This window comes from Sphingobacteriales bacterium (genome assembly GCA_016700115.1).
Taxonomy (GTDB): Bacteria; Bacteroidota; Bacteroidia; order Chitinophagales; family UBA2359; genus UBA2359.
Window position 1 is genome coordinate 5,781,952 of record CP064999.1, and the last position, 16,959, is coordinate 5,798,910.

Annotated in this window: 8 protein-coding genes; 6 read left to right on the forward strand and 2 right to left on the reverse strand. The window is 39.4% G+C overall.

Translation table 11 applies throughout. The features are described from left to right. Window positions 1-15 precede the first annotated feature (15 nt). The 4 genes from IPM47_20995 to IPM47_21010 all read left to right on the forward strand — a co-directional run bounded on the left by IPM47_20995 (window position 16) and on the right by IPM47_21010 (window position 12,008). Complete coding sequence (locus IPM47_20995; GenBank protein QQS29273.1) at window positions 16-1,206, forward strand: tetratricopeptide repeat protein; 1,191 nt, start codon at window positions 16-18, stop codon at window positions 1,204-1,206. Window positions 1,207-1,471: 265 nt separating this feature from the next. Then, window positions 1,472-5,758, forward strand: a complete 4,287-nt coding sequence (locus tag IPM47_21000; GenBank protein QQS29274.1) for a T9SS type A sorting domain-containing protein — start codon at window positions 1,472-1,474, stop codon at window positions 5,756-5,758. A 919-nt stretch (window positions 5,759-6,677) separates the two neighbouring features. Next, window positions 6,678-9,893 carry a CotH kinase family protein gene (locus tag IPM47_21005; GenBank protein ID QQS29275.1) on the forward strand — a complete coding sequence of 1,072 codons (3,216 nt, stop codon included), beginning with the start codon at window positions 6,678-6,680 and terminating at the stop codon, window positions 9,891-9,893. 447 nt (window positions 9,894-10,340) lie between these two features. Continuing rightward, the gene (locus IPM47_21010) at window positions 10,341-12,008 is read left to right on the forward strand and encodes a PQQ-dependent sugar dehydrogenase (GenBank protein QQS29276.1); all 1,668 of its coding nucleotides are present in this window, start codon (window positions 10,341-10,343) and stop codon (window positions 12,006-12,008) included. Between the two features lie 89 nt (window positions 12,009-12,097). Here the strand turns inward: IPM47_21010 and IPM47_21015 are convergent, their stop codons facing one another. Next, complete coding sequence (locus IPM47_21015; protein QQS29277.1) at window positions 12,098-12,979, reverse strand: hydroxymethylglutaryl-CoA lyase; 882 nt, start codon at window positions 12,977-12,979, stop codon at window positions 12,098-12,100. 423 nt (window positions 12,980-13,402) lie between these two features. Here IPM47_21015 and IPM47_21020 point away from each other — a divergent pair, with 423 nt between their 5' ends. Together IPM47_21020 and IPM47_21025 are read left to right on the forward strand one after the other, a co-directional pair. Next, a complete protein-coding gene (locus IPM47_21020; GenBank protein ID QQS29278.1) occupies window positions 13,403-14,818 on the forward strand; it encodes a hypothetical protein in 1,416 nt (471 codons plus the stop codon). Window positions 14,819-14,904: 86 nt separating this feature from the next. Next, window positions 14,905-15,975 (forward strand): tetratricopeptide repeat protein, encoded by a 1,071-nt coding sequence (locus tag IPM47_21025; GenBank protein QQS29279.1) that lies wholly within the window; start codon window positions 14,905-14,907, stop codon window positions 15,973-15,975. A 37-nt stretch (window positions 15,976-16,012) separates the two neighbouring features. On the opposite strand, the gene IPM47_21030 is transcribed toward IPM47_21025, so the two are convergent. Continuing rightward, window positions 16,013-16,831: a PKD domain-containing protein gene (locus IPM47_21030; protein ID QQS29280.1), complete on the reverse strand. Its 819-nt coding sequence runs from the start codon at window positions 16,829-16,831 to the stop codon at window positions 16,013-16,015. Window positions 16,832-16,959 lie beyond the last annotated feature (128 nt).

Consider the following 16,959-nt stretch of genomic DNA (forward strand, 5'->3'; position numbering starts at 1 on the left):
TAATCGAAACAGAATATGTACAACGAATCCGCTATCAAGCATTTTGTTTTGGGTAACCAAAAATTTGAAGCCAAAGATTTCGAAGGAGCAATCAATGAGTACCGTGAGGCAATCATTGCTGAACCAAATTATTACGAAGCTTTTATTGCACGAGGATTGGCAAAAATAGAACTGTTTCGATATGGAGCTGCGATGTCCGATTTTGATGATGCGGTAAGACTTCGTCCCAATGAACCTGAGGCTTATAAAAAAAGAGGCGCGTTAAACCTCGAACTCAGCGAATTTAAAGATTCTATTCCCGATTTAACACAAGCCATTAAACTGTCTCCTTCTGATTTTGAATTGTATAAATTCCGGGCTGAGGCAAAATTTAATCTCAACAAATTAGAATCAGCAATAAGCGATTATTCTAAAGCCATTGATCTTCAACCTGATGATGCAGAAATTTTTTTCGATCGGGGTCTTGCATTTCAGGAAGCGGGTCAATATGAAAAAGCATTAGACGATTATACGCACTCCATTGCACTTGACCCAACATCTGCTCTTACTTATAAGTACCGCGGGGTTTTATACTATATGTTGGATCAGTTCACACTTGCTATTGCTGATTTTGACAAAGCTATCGAACTAAGACCAAATTATCAGGAAGCGTACCGATTCAGAGGTGATGTTTTCAAAGCATCCGAAGATTTTCAGGCTGCATTAATTGATTACAACCGGGCTATCGAACTGAAACCTCACGATCACGAAGCCTTGTTTAACCGCGCTTATGTACTCGATGTTTTAGGAAATATACCTGCAGCCATAGAAGATTACAACAAAGTAGTTATTTACAATAAGGATTTAGCTGAGGCCTGGTATAACCGGGCAGCCCTTCATTTCGGATTAAAAAACTATGCTGCTGCACTTCAGGACTATGACAAAGCAGCAGCTTTAGCACCTGATGCCTCAACATATTTTAACCGCGGACTGACCAAAGAAAATCTGTCAGACTATTCAGGTGCCATTGAAGATTATACCCGGGCTATTGGCCTTAATCCTGATGATGGGGATTTTTATCAGCGAAGAGGTTTTTCAAAAGAAAAAAACGGCGACTTAAAGGGGGCAATAGCTGACTTTAAATCTGCTTTGAAAGCTATGCCCGAAAACAAACGCCTAATTCAGCGAATTAGTAATCTGGAAAAACAGCTAAACTCTGACAAATGAGAATATAACAGTTCAATTCATCTGACTTACAGTAAAAAATTCTGTTTTTTGGCATTAAATTAGTGCCTTTAAAACAGATGATTGCATTTTAGTTGCAAATAATTCTTTTCCGGGAATTTTATTATTTTATATCGGATATTAAAGTAGGTGCAAAAACAAAAAAATACATACTTTTACCGCAAAGTTTTTTGCTTGTTAGTCAAATTACCTATCTTTACCCCCAAAGTTCACTGAAATTAATCTAAAAGTTAATAAACATTTTATTATGAAGAAAAATCTATTAGCAACTCTTTTAACCCTGTTTGTACTTTTCGGTATCGGTACCGGAAATGTATTTGCGCAGGGGCCAACACCTCCGGCATCTTCATGCGGATACGCAACACAAGTGCCTACGGTTGTAGCTGAGCTTTGTTCAGATGGCTCCACAACAATGCCGGCAGATCCCGGTACAGGCGCTCCAAACTATGCGTATTTCATAACTTCAATTCCTGACACCGTAATTTTAGGTGTTGTGGAAGCCGGTGATGTTTTTGACGCTGCGGCTATGGGGTTAAGTGAAGGCACTGTAGTGAATGTAACCGGATTTGGTTATGACCAATCCAACATTTTAGCCATCATTACTGCGGTGGGAAGTAGCGGACTTTGCCCTGTTGTGCTTGATCCGGTTGTTTGCGCCACTTTGGCAGGTGTTACATCAGCAGATTTGAATACACTCTTGGAATTAGCCTCTACTTTTAATGACGGCGCACCTGTTACAATTAACGGTCTTCTGGGATTGATAGGAACTGTTGAAGGACTTGGAGGAATCTTGGGAGCTCCTGCTCCCTGCTATTCTATCACTGCTTATTTAGATTACCAAGCCACCGTTATAGCTTGTGCAACTGCTTGCGAAGCAAGCGTTGGTACTATTGTACCCCCTGCCAACCTGTTCGCTTGCAATGACGGCAGCAATGCCGGTGATTTGGCTGTAGCTATTCCAACTGACACAAATACTTCTGACTATTTGTTTATTGTAACCGGTAACGGTACCGACCCGAACGGCGATCCTTTAATTCAAGGTGTTAGCTACGATGGCACATTCGATTTTACCGGCTTGCCGGATGGAGATTATTGCTATTGGGGCTTTGCTTACAGTCAAACTGAATTAGATGCTATGGCTGCTGCCCTTAATGGACTTTTGCCTATCTTAAGTTTACCTACAATTCCTATTCCTGCCGATTTGGGTGTAATTTTCGATACCTTCGGCGGCTTAATTCCCGACTTAACCATTCCGGCTATCTTTGGTCTTTTAGCAGAACCTCCTATTCCTCTGCCAGAATTGTGCTATGCCATCAATGATGTAGCAGACTATTGTGTAACTTTAGGTACTTGCGCACTTCCTTGCGAAGTGGATGGAGGTCAGCTTAGCACTACCGATGCTACCACATTCTGTAATGATGATGTAATCGAAGATTATGTAACCGTTACTACCACAGGTGGTGAAGGCGGAGAATTGCTGATTAATATCGTTTATGATGCCACAAAAGGTACAACCGGTTTAGTTGGCTCTGACAAAGTGTATATTCATTCCGGAGCAGGCACAAGCGGCCCCGGCAGTGCTTGGGAAGCTGTTATAGGTAATTGGGGACAAGACGATGGTATCGGAGAAATGACAGAGATTGCCGACGATATGTGGGCAATTACCGTTAGTGCAGAATATTATGGATTGGCTGCGGGTACCACTATTTACGGAATTGGAATGGTATTCAGAAATGCTGCAGGTAATCTTGAAGGCAAAGACTACAACAATCAGGACATTTACATTCGTGAAATCAATACCGGTTCTCCCGTGGCTCAACAAGCCGATGGAAGTCCTTTCGATGGTGTCTTTGCAGATTTGTCTTCAACTGTTGCTTACGAATACATCGTAACCGATGCCGATGGTAATGTTTTATTTGGTCCCGATCCAAGCGCTACCTTTGACTTTAATGGCGCTCCTGCCGGAGTTTATTTTATTTATGGTATTGCTTATGAAGGAACTATTTTGGTTGGCGATAATATCAGCGATATTACCGGTGATTGTTACGATCTGTCTTCAAATGCTTTGATTATTTTAGTGGAAGAGTGCGGTGTTGTCTGCGAAGCGAATGCCGGTGTAATGACACCAACCGGTACCACTACAATTTGTCAGGACGGCATAGTTAGCGCTATTTGCGTTGATGGTAATAATACAAGCCCTGATTTTTCTACAGTTTTTGTAGCTACGCTTCCGAGCCTAGATATCATAGGTTTTGCTCCTGTTTGTGAGGATCTTGACCTATTTGAAGTACCTCCCGGACAATACAATTTATATTGTTTAAATTATGCAACAGCAGACGAGGGAGCCATTGTTGCTCTTGTAGATGGTGGTGGCAATTTAACCGATTTGATTGCAATAGTAAACGATGGAACGGTTTGTGCAGATATAGCTGAAACAAGCGTTACCATTACCATTGTTGAGGCTTCTGATCCTTTTTGCAGTGGTTATCCTGGCTTAGTCGCTTCGGATGCATCAACTACTATCGGAGGTGCTCAATATGTAGTAGTTTTCACCATTGTTGATGGTAGCGGAGACTATACCATATCTCCCGAAGGCACTTTCGATGGAACTACCTATGTGAGCAATCCAATCAATTGTAATACCGATGCTTCATTTACCGTAACCGATAATTTAAGCGGGCAAGTCGTAACTGTAACTGCAGTATCTCCTTGTGCCGTTGCATGCGAAGCAAATTATGGTGATGTTGCCTTTGGTGAAACCACACTTTGCGAAGGCACAAACAGCGACCCCGTTGTTGCTTCGGGTGATAATACTGAAGGATTTTCAACTTACTTAGTGATTACTCAAGGTGTTGAACTGACAATTTTGGAAGTTGTTGGACAAGGAAGTATTAATTTCTCTGCTTATGCTCCCGGTAATTACACTGTTCATGCTTTCAACATTTCAGATGCTGACTTCCCCACTGTTGCAGCCCTTTTAGGAGGCGGAACAGTTACCGGTGGAGATGTTGCTCAATTGATTGCTGATGGCGATATCTGTGCAGAATTAGATGTTACAGGAATTGCATTTACCATTCTTGATAGTACGGATCCTGCTTGTCAGGTTACTCCTACTTGCGATACCAATCCTATCGTCATCTTCCTCGATCCGGCTTGTGATAATGTTACAGGTACCGTTGACTTGTCTGTAACTGTTACCGGAGGTTTCCCTGACGATACAGATGGTTATTACATTGCAGGAACGCTATTTGGTACCAATACTTCAGAACAAGGTAATCCATTTGTAATTCCGGGTCTTGCCGATCAGGATGCTTACCTGATCATCATTTCTGATGCAGCAGGTTGTGTTACTACCATAGAAGGAACTACCAATTGTACTAAATGTCCTGAAAATACGATGGGTGATATGCCTGCCGATTTAGTAGTCGCTTGTCATAACGGATCTGTTGCCTCCACACTTAGTTCTTCTACATTGGAAGAAGGATCTTTTGTAGGCTATGCTTTACATACAACAGAAACCGTATCTGCAGCCAATATTTTGGCTGAAAGCACAAGTGGTAGTTTTAGCTTTGACTTTGGCGGAGCTTACAATACCGTTTACTACATCACCGCTTTGGCAGGTAATGTAGATGACAATGGCAATGGTGTTCCCGACATTTCTAACGAATGTACTACCAGATCAGCAACATCTACCCCCGTTGTTTTCCTTTCTCCCGTTATGATTACAGTTGGCGCTCCTCAATGCGATAATACAACCGGTCTGACTACCTATGCATTTTCCGTTAGCGGAGGTTATCCTTCATTTGAACCCAGTGCTACCTATACTCTAAGTGGTGAAATCAACAGTTCAGGCGAAACTTATGCCGGTATTTCTTATTCTACTCCGCAAATTGGTGATGCAACAACCTGGATTTTAACTGCTGCCGATGATTATGGTTGTACTTCTGATACTTATTCTGCCACAACCAACTGTGAAAAAGGTAACTATGTATCTTGGTTATCATTTACAGGAAAAGTTCAGGATAACGGCAACTTATTGAAATGGGTAACTGCTACCGAAGTAGATAACGACTACTTTTCTCTCGAGCGTTCTTTGGACGGAATTAACTTTACCGAAATTTATCGCACTGAAGGTGCAGGTACAACAACAGTTACCAGCAGCTATCAGTTCTTAGATCAAAACGCTCCTTCCGGTATCAGCTATTATCGTGTAACTCAGGTTGACTTTGACGGACAATTCAGCAGCACCGAAATCATCGCACTTACCCGCAATCGAATTGCATTTGGTATTGGCGGTGTAGCTCCGGTTCCGACTTCTGACTTTGCTCAATTGACCATCAATGCAGACGAAAACAAAACACTTACTGTAGAACTTTATGACGTTACAGGACGTATGGTCAGCACTCAGCAAGCAGATGTTAATGACGGAGTAAATACTGTTACTATGGATGTTCGCAGTTTGCCAGCCGGCATGTACTTTGTTAAAGTTTCTGATGGCAACTTCTCAGCTACCGAACGTATTGTTAAACAATAGTTCATTTGCCGTACTTAACGGTTTTAGATAAACAAAGCCCCGAACTTTCATTAGTTCGGGGCTTTTGTTTTTAAAAAGTCACTCATTTCTCATACAGATATTTTATTGCGATTAGCTTATTCAAATTTGTTTGAACTAATTGCGTTCTATCTATGGTCAAAGTTTACATCCCTTCGTGGTTCTTAAAAGAATAACAAGATTCTTCAGACAGAATCAAGCTATGCGCCTTGCCTCCAAATGTTAAATGGACTTTTACAACCCTGCCATCAGTAAAATCAACGCCCCATTCATATTACAAAGTTTGAATGGTTTCGGGTGAAAAGGACCTGTTCATAGGTTTAAAATCCATCCGCAAAACTTCAGGTCCACCCTGCAATACATTTTTTTCTCCCTGAATAGATTTTTTGTGCCTCCGTAATGACTTGTTATACCCTTGCATTATATAAAATCACCTTTGCAACGACTCACTGCACCTGTGCAATGACTTAAATTGCCACCTCAAAGGTTCATTGAGCCTCTGCAAAAGCTCTATTCGCCCCTTCAATACATCAATGCACCCCTTCAAAAACATAGTGTACCCCCGCAATGACGTAGAGTTCCCCTGCAAAAGATTTATGTCAACCAAAATTTTTGCCTTTAATCCACCTTTTTTTTAATGAAATTAACCCTGAATAGCTCCTATTATATTGAGCGCAAAGGGATAATCTTTAAATTTAAGCTTTCAAACTTTATGGAACTGAACAACAAAGGGTTGGCTAACTGATTTTATTTGCTTTGGTTAATGTATAATGCTGAAAGAGAAAAAATTTCAGAAATATAACCAGTAATAAGGAATAAACCTGTTACTTAAATTGTCCAATTTTGTATTTATAAAGCCCATTCAAAACCAAAAATTTTTACCTCTCAAAAAAAATGGAAAATGACTGCCAACAAACTACAATTGTTGATTTGCCTTTTTTTGCTGCCAACAGTTCTATGGCAAACTGAAGCTCAAAGCCTACCACTCGAAATGCACCTAAGTGCCGACAGTTTACGTCTTATTACTGGAAACAATCCAACAACAGGCTTGTATGATGAAGCAATCATCAATACTTTCGAACTTCAGTTTTCACAACCAAACTACTGGAATTTGCTTTTAGCAAATTATGCATCGAGTACCGATTTGCCTGCAACATTAACCATCAATGGTTATACATTACCTAATCCGGTAGGGGTTAGATTTAAAGGGCAAACCTCATACTCAAATACGATGAGTTCGCAGAAAAAATCGTTTAACATAAGCCTCGACTATGTAAACCAAGATCAGGAGTATGAGGGTTACAAAACATTTAATTTAAATAACTGCTTTGACGACCCCTCTTTTGTTCGCGAAGTATTGTATTATCATTTCAACCGCCGGCATATACCATGTGCCAAAGCCAACTATGTTCAATTGTTCATTAACGGGGAAAGTTGGGGTGTTTACCCAAGCATACAACAGTTAAACATGGATTTTTATGACGAGTGGTTTATGAGTAGGAATGGGACTAACTGGCGCGCACTAAAAACTACCGGAACCGGTGGAGGCGGCCCTGGAGGAGGTGGTGGCTTTGGGGCAGGTTATTGCTCCCTCAACTGGCTCGGATGGGATACTACCGTTTATAAAGGGTACTACATCCTTAAATCAGCACATAAGGAAGATCCCTGGGTTGACCTGGTCAATACCTGTTATGAATTGAATAATCCCCCTTTAGCTACTTTACCTGAAACGCTGAAAGACTGGCTGGATATTGACAGAGCATTATGGTTTTTAGCACATGAAATCATCTTTTCAGACGACGATGGTTATGCTCATAAAGGTGGAATGGATTATTATGTTTATTATGAACCTGAAACCGGACGAATTGTGCCGCAGGAATATGATGGAAATACTTGTATGAAAGCAAACAACGCAAACTGGAGCCCTTTTTACCACGCCAATGACGCTAACTTTGCACTTCTAAATCGTTTGTTAGCTGTTCCAGAACTGCGTCAGCGTTATCTTGCTCATGTCAGAACCATAATCAATCAAAGTTTGGAACAAACACAGGCCAACACTCGGATTGATTATTATTATAGCCTTATCTCCACTTTGGTACAAAATGATACTAAAAAATTATACACCTTTACTGCATTTAATAACGAGAAAAATGTCCTCAAAAATTTTATCCAAACTCGCCGTACCAATCTAAATGCAAATTCTGAGGTTAATGTAACCGGTCTAACTATAGGTGAAGTCATATATTACAGCAACAACACCCCATTCCTCGCTCCTGATGCCGGCCAGCCGGTCAATGTTACTGCAGCAATAAGTGGAACAACGGGTGTTTACAAAATCTGGCTGTATTATGCTTCCGACAATGTGGGTTCTTTTGACCGTATTGACATGTTTGACGATGGATTGCATAACGATGGCAATGCAGGTGATGGAATTTTTGGACAAACTATCCCCGGATTTCCAAATGGGACAAGAGTTCGTTATTATATCGAAGCAATAGCCAATAACACTCCCAAAACAGCAACATATAAACCGGAGGGTGCAGAACACGATGTATTTACCTATCGGGTCAATATTTCAGAGTTTGTTCCAACACCCGTAGTAATTAACGAGTTAATGGCATCCAACAGCAATACAATGGCGGATGAATTTGGAACATACGATGATTGGATTGAACTTTACAACAACTCCTCCTCAAGTATGGACCTTAGCGGTTGGCATTTAACAGATAATCCTGAAAATATTACCAAGTGGACTTTCCCGACAGGTTCTGTGATTGCACCCAATAATTATATGATAGTTTGGGCTGATGAAGAGGGTGGACAAGGCAACTATCACGCTAATTTTAAACTGTCGCAAGCCGGTGAAATGTTATATCTGGTGCAACCAGATTTAAGTATTGCCGACGAAGTAGTATTTGGCGCACAGCTAACTGATATGGGTTATGCGCGAGTTCCTAATGGCCTTGGTGATTTTGTTATTCAACAACCAACTTTTAATGCCAGCAACAACTTTGAAACCTCTACCCTGCCAGACGTAGTCATAAACGAAGTTATGGCTTCAAATACTGTAACTATCACTGACGAATTTGGCGACTTTGAAGATTGGATAGAGTTATACAACAATTCCAATACATCTAAAGACCTAAGCGGTTGGTACTTAACCGATGCTGCCAACAATCTAACTAAATGGATCTTCCCTGCAGGATCGGTTATTCCTCCAAATAGTTACATGATTATATGGGCAGACGACGAAGCCATTGAAGGAGCTTATCATGCCGCATTTAAACTTTCAGCAAGTGGGGAATTGGTTTACTTGGTTCGTCCCGATTTGACCATTTCAGATGGTGTGGTTTTTGGTGCTCAGCAAGCCGATTTAGGTTATGCCCGCGTTCCCAATGGTACCGGAAATTTTGTAATTCAAGAACCTACTTTTAACGCTAATAATGACCTTGAAGGACCAAACTCGCCCGGTGTTAGAGTAAAAGCAAAAGTTATGCTCGAAGGTGCCTACAACTTCTTAACAGGAAATATGACCACTTACTTATTCACAAATGGACTAATTCCGGTAAACCAACCCTATAACTCAGCACCTTTTAATTATTCAGGAACTGAGTCTGTAGCTTCTATTCCTGCGAATGTGGTTGATTGGGTTTTATTATCTGTAACCTCTCAATCTGATGGGACTGTTTACCGAAAAGCTGCTTTTCTGAGAAATGACGGAATACTGATAGATCTGGACGGTTCGGAAGGGGTTGTATTCCCTTCAGGTTTGGTGGAAGGAAACAGCTATCTGATTGCCGTTTCACACCGCAACCATTTCAAGGTAATAGCCAAAACAACCATAATTTTGCCTAATGCAAGTGCTTATGACTTAACTTCTGAATCAAATATAGAACCCGCCTGTGTTACTCAGGTAGCTGCAGGATTATTTGCAATGGTTGCAGGAAATTGTCAAAACGACCGAGCTATTAACTATTCAGATTTTAACATCCTGAATAATCAAGTAGGGCAAAATAATTACAATATTGCTGACCTGAATTTGAATGCCGTAATTAATACGATTGACTTCAATCTATTCAGAGTCAATGCCGGTCGCATAAACTTTGTAAGTGAATAGTTAAAATAGCTGTTTTATAGTCTCAGAGAAACAATACTGTTTTTTAAAAGAGAATAAGACATTGGTACATTTTCAATTTCAAAGACATCGGATGTATTAAAACATTCGATGTCTTTTTGTGTTTATAGTTTTGAATGTGCAAACAGGTATTCAATTGTCGCCAAAAATGGGATTAAATTCTTAACAGGAACTAAATTTGTTGTAGTTGATTTTATCCAAAAAGCAAATATTAAATCATGACCCTTTTTTCGATTCAATCATTTGTAATTATCTAACCCTGCAATTATAAATATCTTCATGCGTTGAATAGATTGGTTTTTGCCTGTTTACAGAAACCAAGTAACTTTGCAACGTATTTGCCCTTTCTCTATCAATAAACAGAAATTATTTCTTTCCATGGGCTGAACAATTTCTAATAAATGATATTCAACTGAAAAATCCTTCTAAATGAACCGAGTTATCCCACTTTTTCTGTCTATCCTTGTATTTACCGTTTTTTCAAATGTATTAACTTCTTCTGTTAAGGCCCAAACTTCAACCTTAACTTTAGATTCAACAGTTTTGGAAATTACCACAGTAGCAACCGGTTTGCATGTACCTTGGGAAATTCTATGGGGTCCTGATGATTGGCTTTGGGTAACTGAAAGAAACGGTCGTATTAACCGTATTGATCCTGAAACTGGAACCAAACAATTATTGGTTACTATTTCTGATTGTTATGAATACAGTGAATCTGGTTTATTAGGTATGGCCTTGCATCCCGAATTTACCGATAATCCTTATGTCTATGTGGCCTATAACTACAATAGCGGAGGGAACAAGGTAAAGTTGGTTCGTTATACTTATAACGGAACTGTCCTGACAGATCCCACAATTTTGCTTACCGGAATCAATGCCAGCAGTGGAGGAAATCACAGCGGCTCAAGATTATTGATGTTGCCTGACCAAACCCTGTTAATGACCACAGGAGATTACTACAATGATGCCGTTGCACAAAATCTGAGCAGCTTAAACGGAAAGATTTTACGTATTAATTTAGATGGTTCTGTTCCCGCAGACAACCCAATTTCAGGAAGTTATGTTTATTCGTGGGGACACCGAAATGCTCAGGGGCTGGTACGATCTCCTTCCGGCATTATTTATAGCTCAGAACATGGGCCAAGCAATGATGACGAGTTTAATATTATCGAACCTAATCGCAATTACGGATGGCCCAATGTTGAAGGGCTTTGCAATACAAGTTCAGAGATTTCTTTTTGCACGACAAATAATGTTCGTGAGCCGCTTGTAGTATGGACACCCACACTTGCTGTTGCCGGAATTGACTTTTACAATCACCCGGCTATCCCCGAATGGGTTGGATGTGTATTGATGACAAATTTGAAAGCGCCAACATTTAAACAATTGATTTTTGACCAGTCCGGAACTGCCATAATTCAGCAAAAAGACATCATCAACTATACTTACGGGCGGTTGAGAGATATTTGTGTTGCTCCTGATGGAAGAGTGTTTATAGGCACCAGTAATCAAGATGGAAGAGCTGCTGGTTGGGCTGGTTTCCCACAGGCAGATGACGATAAAATTTTGCAACTTCGCAACCCTTCTTGGATGCCGACCATTCCGCAACCCGATTTTTCTTTTGTCGATTCCTGTTTGCAAGTGCAGTTTACCAACTTGTCTTTAGATGCCACTTCCTTTCAATGGTCTTTTGGAAACGGGTATGGCTCTAATGAAAACAATCCTATCCATACTTATCTTCAGAACGGAACCTATAATGTTCAGCTAATTGCCAGCAATCAATATACTTCCGATACAATCTCTTATGAAGTAACCGTTGCACAATGTGTTTTGCCAGGTATATCAAATCCGGCAAACAACTCTGCTGTGCAGGTTTTACCCAACCCTGTTACCGGAAAATCTCTTATTCAATTTCCTTCAAAATTTGCAGGTGGTACCCTGGAAATCATTGATATCAACGGAAAAACCTTAAAAACCATTACCCTGCCTCCATCTGACAAGTACACCCTCGAAAAGGGTAATATGAACGCCGGAGTTTATTATCTGCGTATTAGCCGTAATAAAGAAACGATCACCCAAAAAATTGTGATACAATAACCCTACTTTCTCTTAAATCAAAAAACCCGTATCAGGCAAAAAAATGAGCCAATACGGGTTTTTTAGTTATTGTAGTTGAAAACATGTCATCAGAAAGTTACTTCGGGTAAAGAAGGAGATTCTGAGCCATGAAATATTCCGTCTGACAAAAATTTAGCGTGTTCAAAGGCCTCGTCATCAATATAAAAATCGGCTCGCTCTTCTTTAAAATACTGAATTAAAAATTCAGTTGGCATATTGCCCACAAGTTTGTTTTGAGCCATTGGGCATCCTCCAAAACCACTGATGGCACCATCGAAACGTTTGCATCCGTTTTGATAGGCGGCATCTATTTTAGGAAGCCAGTTATGTGATTCTGTATGCAGGTGAGCGCCAAATTCTATACCCGGGAAAAAATAGGTCATGTTTTTAAACACCTCTTCAATTTGTTCGGGCGTAGCAATCCCTACTGTATCAGATAAAGAAATTGTTTCAATGCCCATTGACACAAACCGGTCAATCCAATGTTCCAAAATTGAGAGGTCCCATAAATCACCATAAGGATTACCAAAACCCATTGACAAATAAACCACCAACTCTTTCCCCTTTTTTTGGCATAACTCATAAACATCCTGAACAATATCGAATGCTTTTTGCTGTGAAGCATTGGTGTTGCGAACCTGAAAAGTATTGGAAACTGAAAAAGGGAACCCTAAATAATTGATAGTTTCATAGCTGAGCGCATCGTTTGCCCCTCTTAGATTAGCGATGATAGCCAAAAGCTGTGTGTCTGTTTCGCTGAGATCAAGATGTTGAATAACTTTCCAGGTATCTGACATTTGGGGTATCATCCGGGGAGAAACAAAACTTCCAAAATCAATGGTATGAAATCCAACCTTCAACAAAGCATTGATATATTCAATCTTTTTTTCAGTAGGTATAAAGGTTTGGATACCCTGCATGGCATCTCTCGGACATTCAATAATTTTCATTTTGCAAAGTTACTAAAAGTAGTAAAATAACAAACAAACATTCGTTTGGTGATTATACGAGGCAACTCTATTGTATAACTTACCGGCAAAGCGATAATATTTTAATTTGCTTCCAATTAAGTTGAAAATCTGTAATCAAATAGGGTTTGGAAGCAGATTTAACCAATTTAAAACAATGTTAAGACGTATAAGTACAAAAATAACCTAAATTTGAACGCTGTTAATAATCTAAACAAGCAATTTCGCTAAAATACAGGGTACATGAGTGATTGGTTTTTAATGAATTCAACGTGGGGTCAATTTATATTAATGGCGATTGGCATCTTATTGTTGCTAAATTTTATCAGCTCATTGATGGGTTGTTGGCATGTTTTGTTCCGAGAGCAACCTGCCTTAGAACAAATGGAAAAAAATTTTCTGAACATGAAAGAACAAGGTTTAAATCTTTCAAAAAAAGTAGAAACCCTTGGCAATAACTGTTCGATGGGTGCCGAAGTTATGCGGAGATTAAACACCCTGTATTTTTTAAAATCTCAAAACCAAAAAGTAAATTCTGAAAGTTATCTGCCTGCCGACAATTTACGGCGGAAGACATCCATACTACCAATGATGTTGCGTCACTCACCCGCTTTTGTTTTATTGTTGGGATTTTCAGGTTTGTTTGGAGGTCTCAGCCAAATGTCCGTCTATTTGTTGCCAATTTTACAAAAATCCGGAAATGAGTCCATGAACCAATTTTTAGAATCCGATCTTTCAGCCCCTTTAAATTTTGTTACTGCTGTTTCTTCGTTCAAAGAAGGGTTGATTATGGTCTTTACCGGATTTCTTGCTGCTTTTTTCATCTATTTGATGGCTTTTGCATGGAAGATGGTGTCTTCTCAGTTCTATTCAAAACTTGAAATATTTACAATTACCCGTTTATTGCCTGTATTTAACCCGACAGATACCGAGACCCAAATGAATCAGTTAATTGGGCAGGTAGCTCATAACACAAACCTTACCAACAATACAGTACATTATTTGTTACATGCCTCTGAGCAAATTTCTGTTGAATATGAAAAACTCAGTCAGTTAAGTGTTCAGTTGACAAATGGAGTTTCGGCATTTCTTCAGGCACAGGATACTTTGACTCAATCTTTCACCGCTCTTCAACAATTGGCACAAAATCTGACACCTTTAAACCACCAAATGGCTCCGGAACAATATAAATTGGTTGAGGCTTTAAATCTGCACAACGCCACAATCTCGCAACTTTCTGAGCGGCTTCATCAAACAGAACTCGACTTTTGGGACTGGTTAAAAGAAATTATTGATCTTTCAAAGCAGCAACATTTGGAGTTTAAAGCTGAGATAAAATCCATAACAGAATTTACGCGGAGCAATTTAAGCAACACGCAAAGTGCCGGCAACAGATTTGACAACAGTACCAAAAAGTTTGAAGCCGCTCTCGAAAAATTGAAAATAATTTTAGATGCTTTTAGCCAATCTTTTCAGGATGCCGTTCAACAGGAAATGGGCAAACTGGATGAGGTTAACGGAGAGATTCAAGCCTTAAATGTAATAGTCAGGAACATCCAAAAAGAAATTCCTTCACAACTTTTAAAAATGACCAATACATTAGACACCACCAACAAACTTGCCAATCCGGCATATATTGATCAAATGGCCAGAGCGATTGCGGCCGAAGCCATTGCTGTTGAATTAGAAAGTTATGAGAAGGAATTTAAGCGCTTAAATTCCCAAATCGCAGAAATGGAGGCCAGATTAGCCGCTCAAAAAAAGTTTGAATTTGGAAATTGGGTGCAAAAAGTTTTAACCTACTTTGGACTTGGAAAATAAGGTTTACTATTTTTGTCAAACCGGCTTACATTTGAATACGGGACTATGAATTTTATTTTAATCTGTGAATCCTCTTACCATCAAATATGAAAAAGCAAAAACTCACTGAAGAAGAAATCAACCAAAAAATTGAAGAATTAAAACTTGGTTTAGAAGGTTTGACTGTTGCTGAAGAAAATGATTCTAAGGCTATGGTCCATATTCATAAAGAACTGGCTGAACAGTACTCAAATCTTTCGGAATATGCCCAAGCCATTATTCATTTAGATTCAGCCTTGCAAATTGTTGAAAGTACGTCTGAAATTGAAGATGAGAAAGGAGAATTGTTGTACGAACTTGCTGTTGCGCATCATCGTCTTCAGGAAGATTATCCAAAAGCTATGGAATTTGCTTTACAAGCGCTTGAATTATTTCAGTCAGCGCATAAAAACGGTAAGCTTTCTAATGTTTATCAGCGAATTGGACTTATACATATTTCTGAAAGCAATTGGGATGCCGCTTTAGAAGCGTTGGAACAGTCGGTAGAATGGGCAGAAAAATTAGAAAACTGGGATGACCTTGGAGGGACTTATGCAACTATTGCTGATATCTACCGAATTCAAAATCAACATCAAGAAGCGTTAGAGTACTACAAACTATCTATCTCAAATTATGAGAAAAACGATTCCTTTTCCTATTTGGGTGCGATTTACCAGATTATAGCCGAAATAATGGCTTTTCACAACAAAACAGATAAGGCTGTAAAAAGTTATCAGGAAGCTTCGGCTAATTTTACAAACGCCGAAAACTTTGACGAAGCCGGTATTTGTTTGGCATTGGCTGCTAAATTATGGGTTCCGAAAGAGCAATTCAAAGAAGCAATATCCTTGTATCAATTGGCAATTGAAAAGTTTACTCAATCTCCTAACCCCTACGAAACTGCTTCCTGCTATATTCAGATTGCCGGTATCTATGAAGAACAAAAAAAATGGGCTGAGGCTGTTTCCACTTACGAAACTGCCCGACCTTTTGCCATTGAGTCGGGTGATGAAGTATTACAGGATACCATTGACGAAAGTGTAGCTCATGCAAACGAGCAGGAACAAATACAAGCCTCTAAACCCTTATCTGAAGGAAAAGGCTTTTTTGATAAATTGAAAAATTTTTGGGGGAAATAGCCTGACAAACTTCGATGGAAAGCAGTTTTACACTGTCTTATTCGGGAACTTCTATGTCAGTACTTAAAGCAATATTCCGGCAAAAAGTCAGATTCTTTTTTGTTATTGTACTGCCAATTGTCAGACAAACCGGATACACTCCGGGTTGCTTGTAAGTATATTCAGGATTGCGTTGACGGCTGGTTTTACCATCGCCAAAATCCCAGCCAAATGAATCGTAATTTCCGACTGAGGTATTGATAAACTGAAGGGTTAAATCGTCTGTAGAGTAAGAAAAACTGCAATCTAAGGAATGTTCTATTTCAAGACAGGGTCCGGGAATCCAATAATATACCCCGTGATAGTTTTCGGCAAAACAAGCATTCATATAGGTCTGATTATCACAACCACAGACAGGGTCCCAGGAAACATCGCATAGGTTTTCATCAATTATTTCAATATTCTTACATTTTTTTGCAACTACCTTCTGTGAACTATTCTCAACTATAGTCAGACAGGTATAGTAAGAACCCATTGTCGGATACGTATATTCCAGCACTTTTTCAGTTGTTTTTGTGCCATCACTGAAATCCCACACATACGTATGCTGCTTGGCAAATTCCGGTGTATTCGGGTTGTTGTTTTCATAACGCACAGTTAATCCTGAAACCGTATATTCATAGTCGGTATTCAGTTTTTGCACTGAATTTTTTAATGAGTCTGTCCCTATTTGTTTTATTAATTTCTCACCTCCCTCACAAGTCTTTGTCATATCATTATTTATCCCTCCGGATAATTCGGGAAAGGTGCTACATTCAAATGCATTCAATCTGAAAGTAGTCCATAAAATAAATGATATTCCTATTAGCTTATTCATATAAAGACGATGGTAGCAAGGTTTAAATCTCTAAAGACAAGGCAATGACTAAACATAGTTGATGTTTCTACAAAAAACAAGCCAACAATCAGACTTCTATATTCTGTTTTCGTCACACTTTTTGTTCA

Bases quoted from the DNA above. Each gene is read 5' to 3' on its own strand.
- IPM47_21005 (QQS29275.1), top strand. From the start codon at position 6,678: ATGACTGCCAACAAACTACAATTGTTGATTTGCCTTTTTTTGCTGCCA.
- IPM47_21020 (QQS29278.1), top strand. From the start codon at position 13,403: ATGAAAGAACAAGGTTTAAATCTTTCAAAAAAAGTAGAAACCCTTGGC.
- IPM47_20995 (QQS29273.1), top strand. From the start codon at position 16: ATGTACAACGAATCCGCTATCAAGCATTTTGTTTTGGGTAACCAAAAA.
- IPM47_21010 (QQS29276.1), top strand. From the start codon at position 10,341: ATGAACCGAGTTATCCCACTTTTTCTGTCTATCCTTGTATTTACCGTT.
- IPM47_21025 (QQS29279.1), top strand. From the start codon at position 14,905: ATGAAAAAGCAAAAACTCACTGAAGAAGAAATCAACCAAAAAATTGAA.
- IPM47_21000 (QQS29274.1), top strand. From the start codon at position 1,472: ATGAAGAAAAATCTATTAGCAACTCTTTTAACCCTGTTTGTACTTTTC.
- IPM47_21030 (QQS29280.1), bottom strand. From the start codon at position 16,831: ATGAATAAGCTAATAGGAATATCATTTATTTTATGGACTACTTTCAGA.
- IPM47_21015 (QQS29277.1), bottom strand. From the start codon at position 12,979: ATGAAAATTATTGAATGTCCGAGAGATGCCATGCAGGGTATCCAAACC.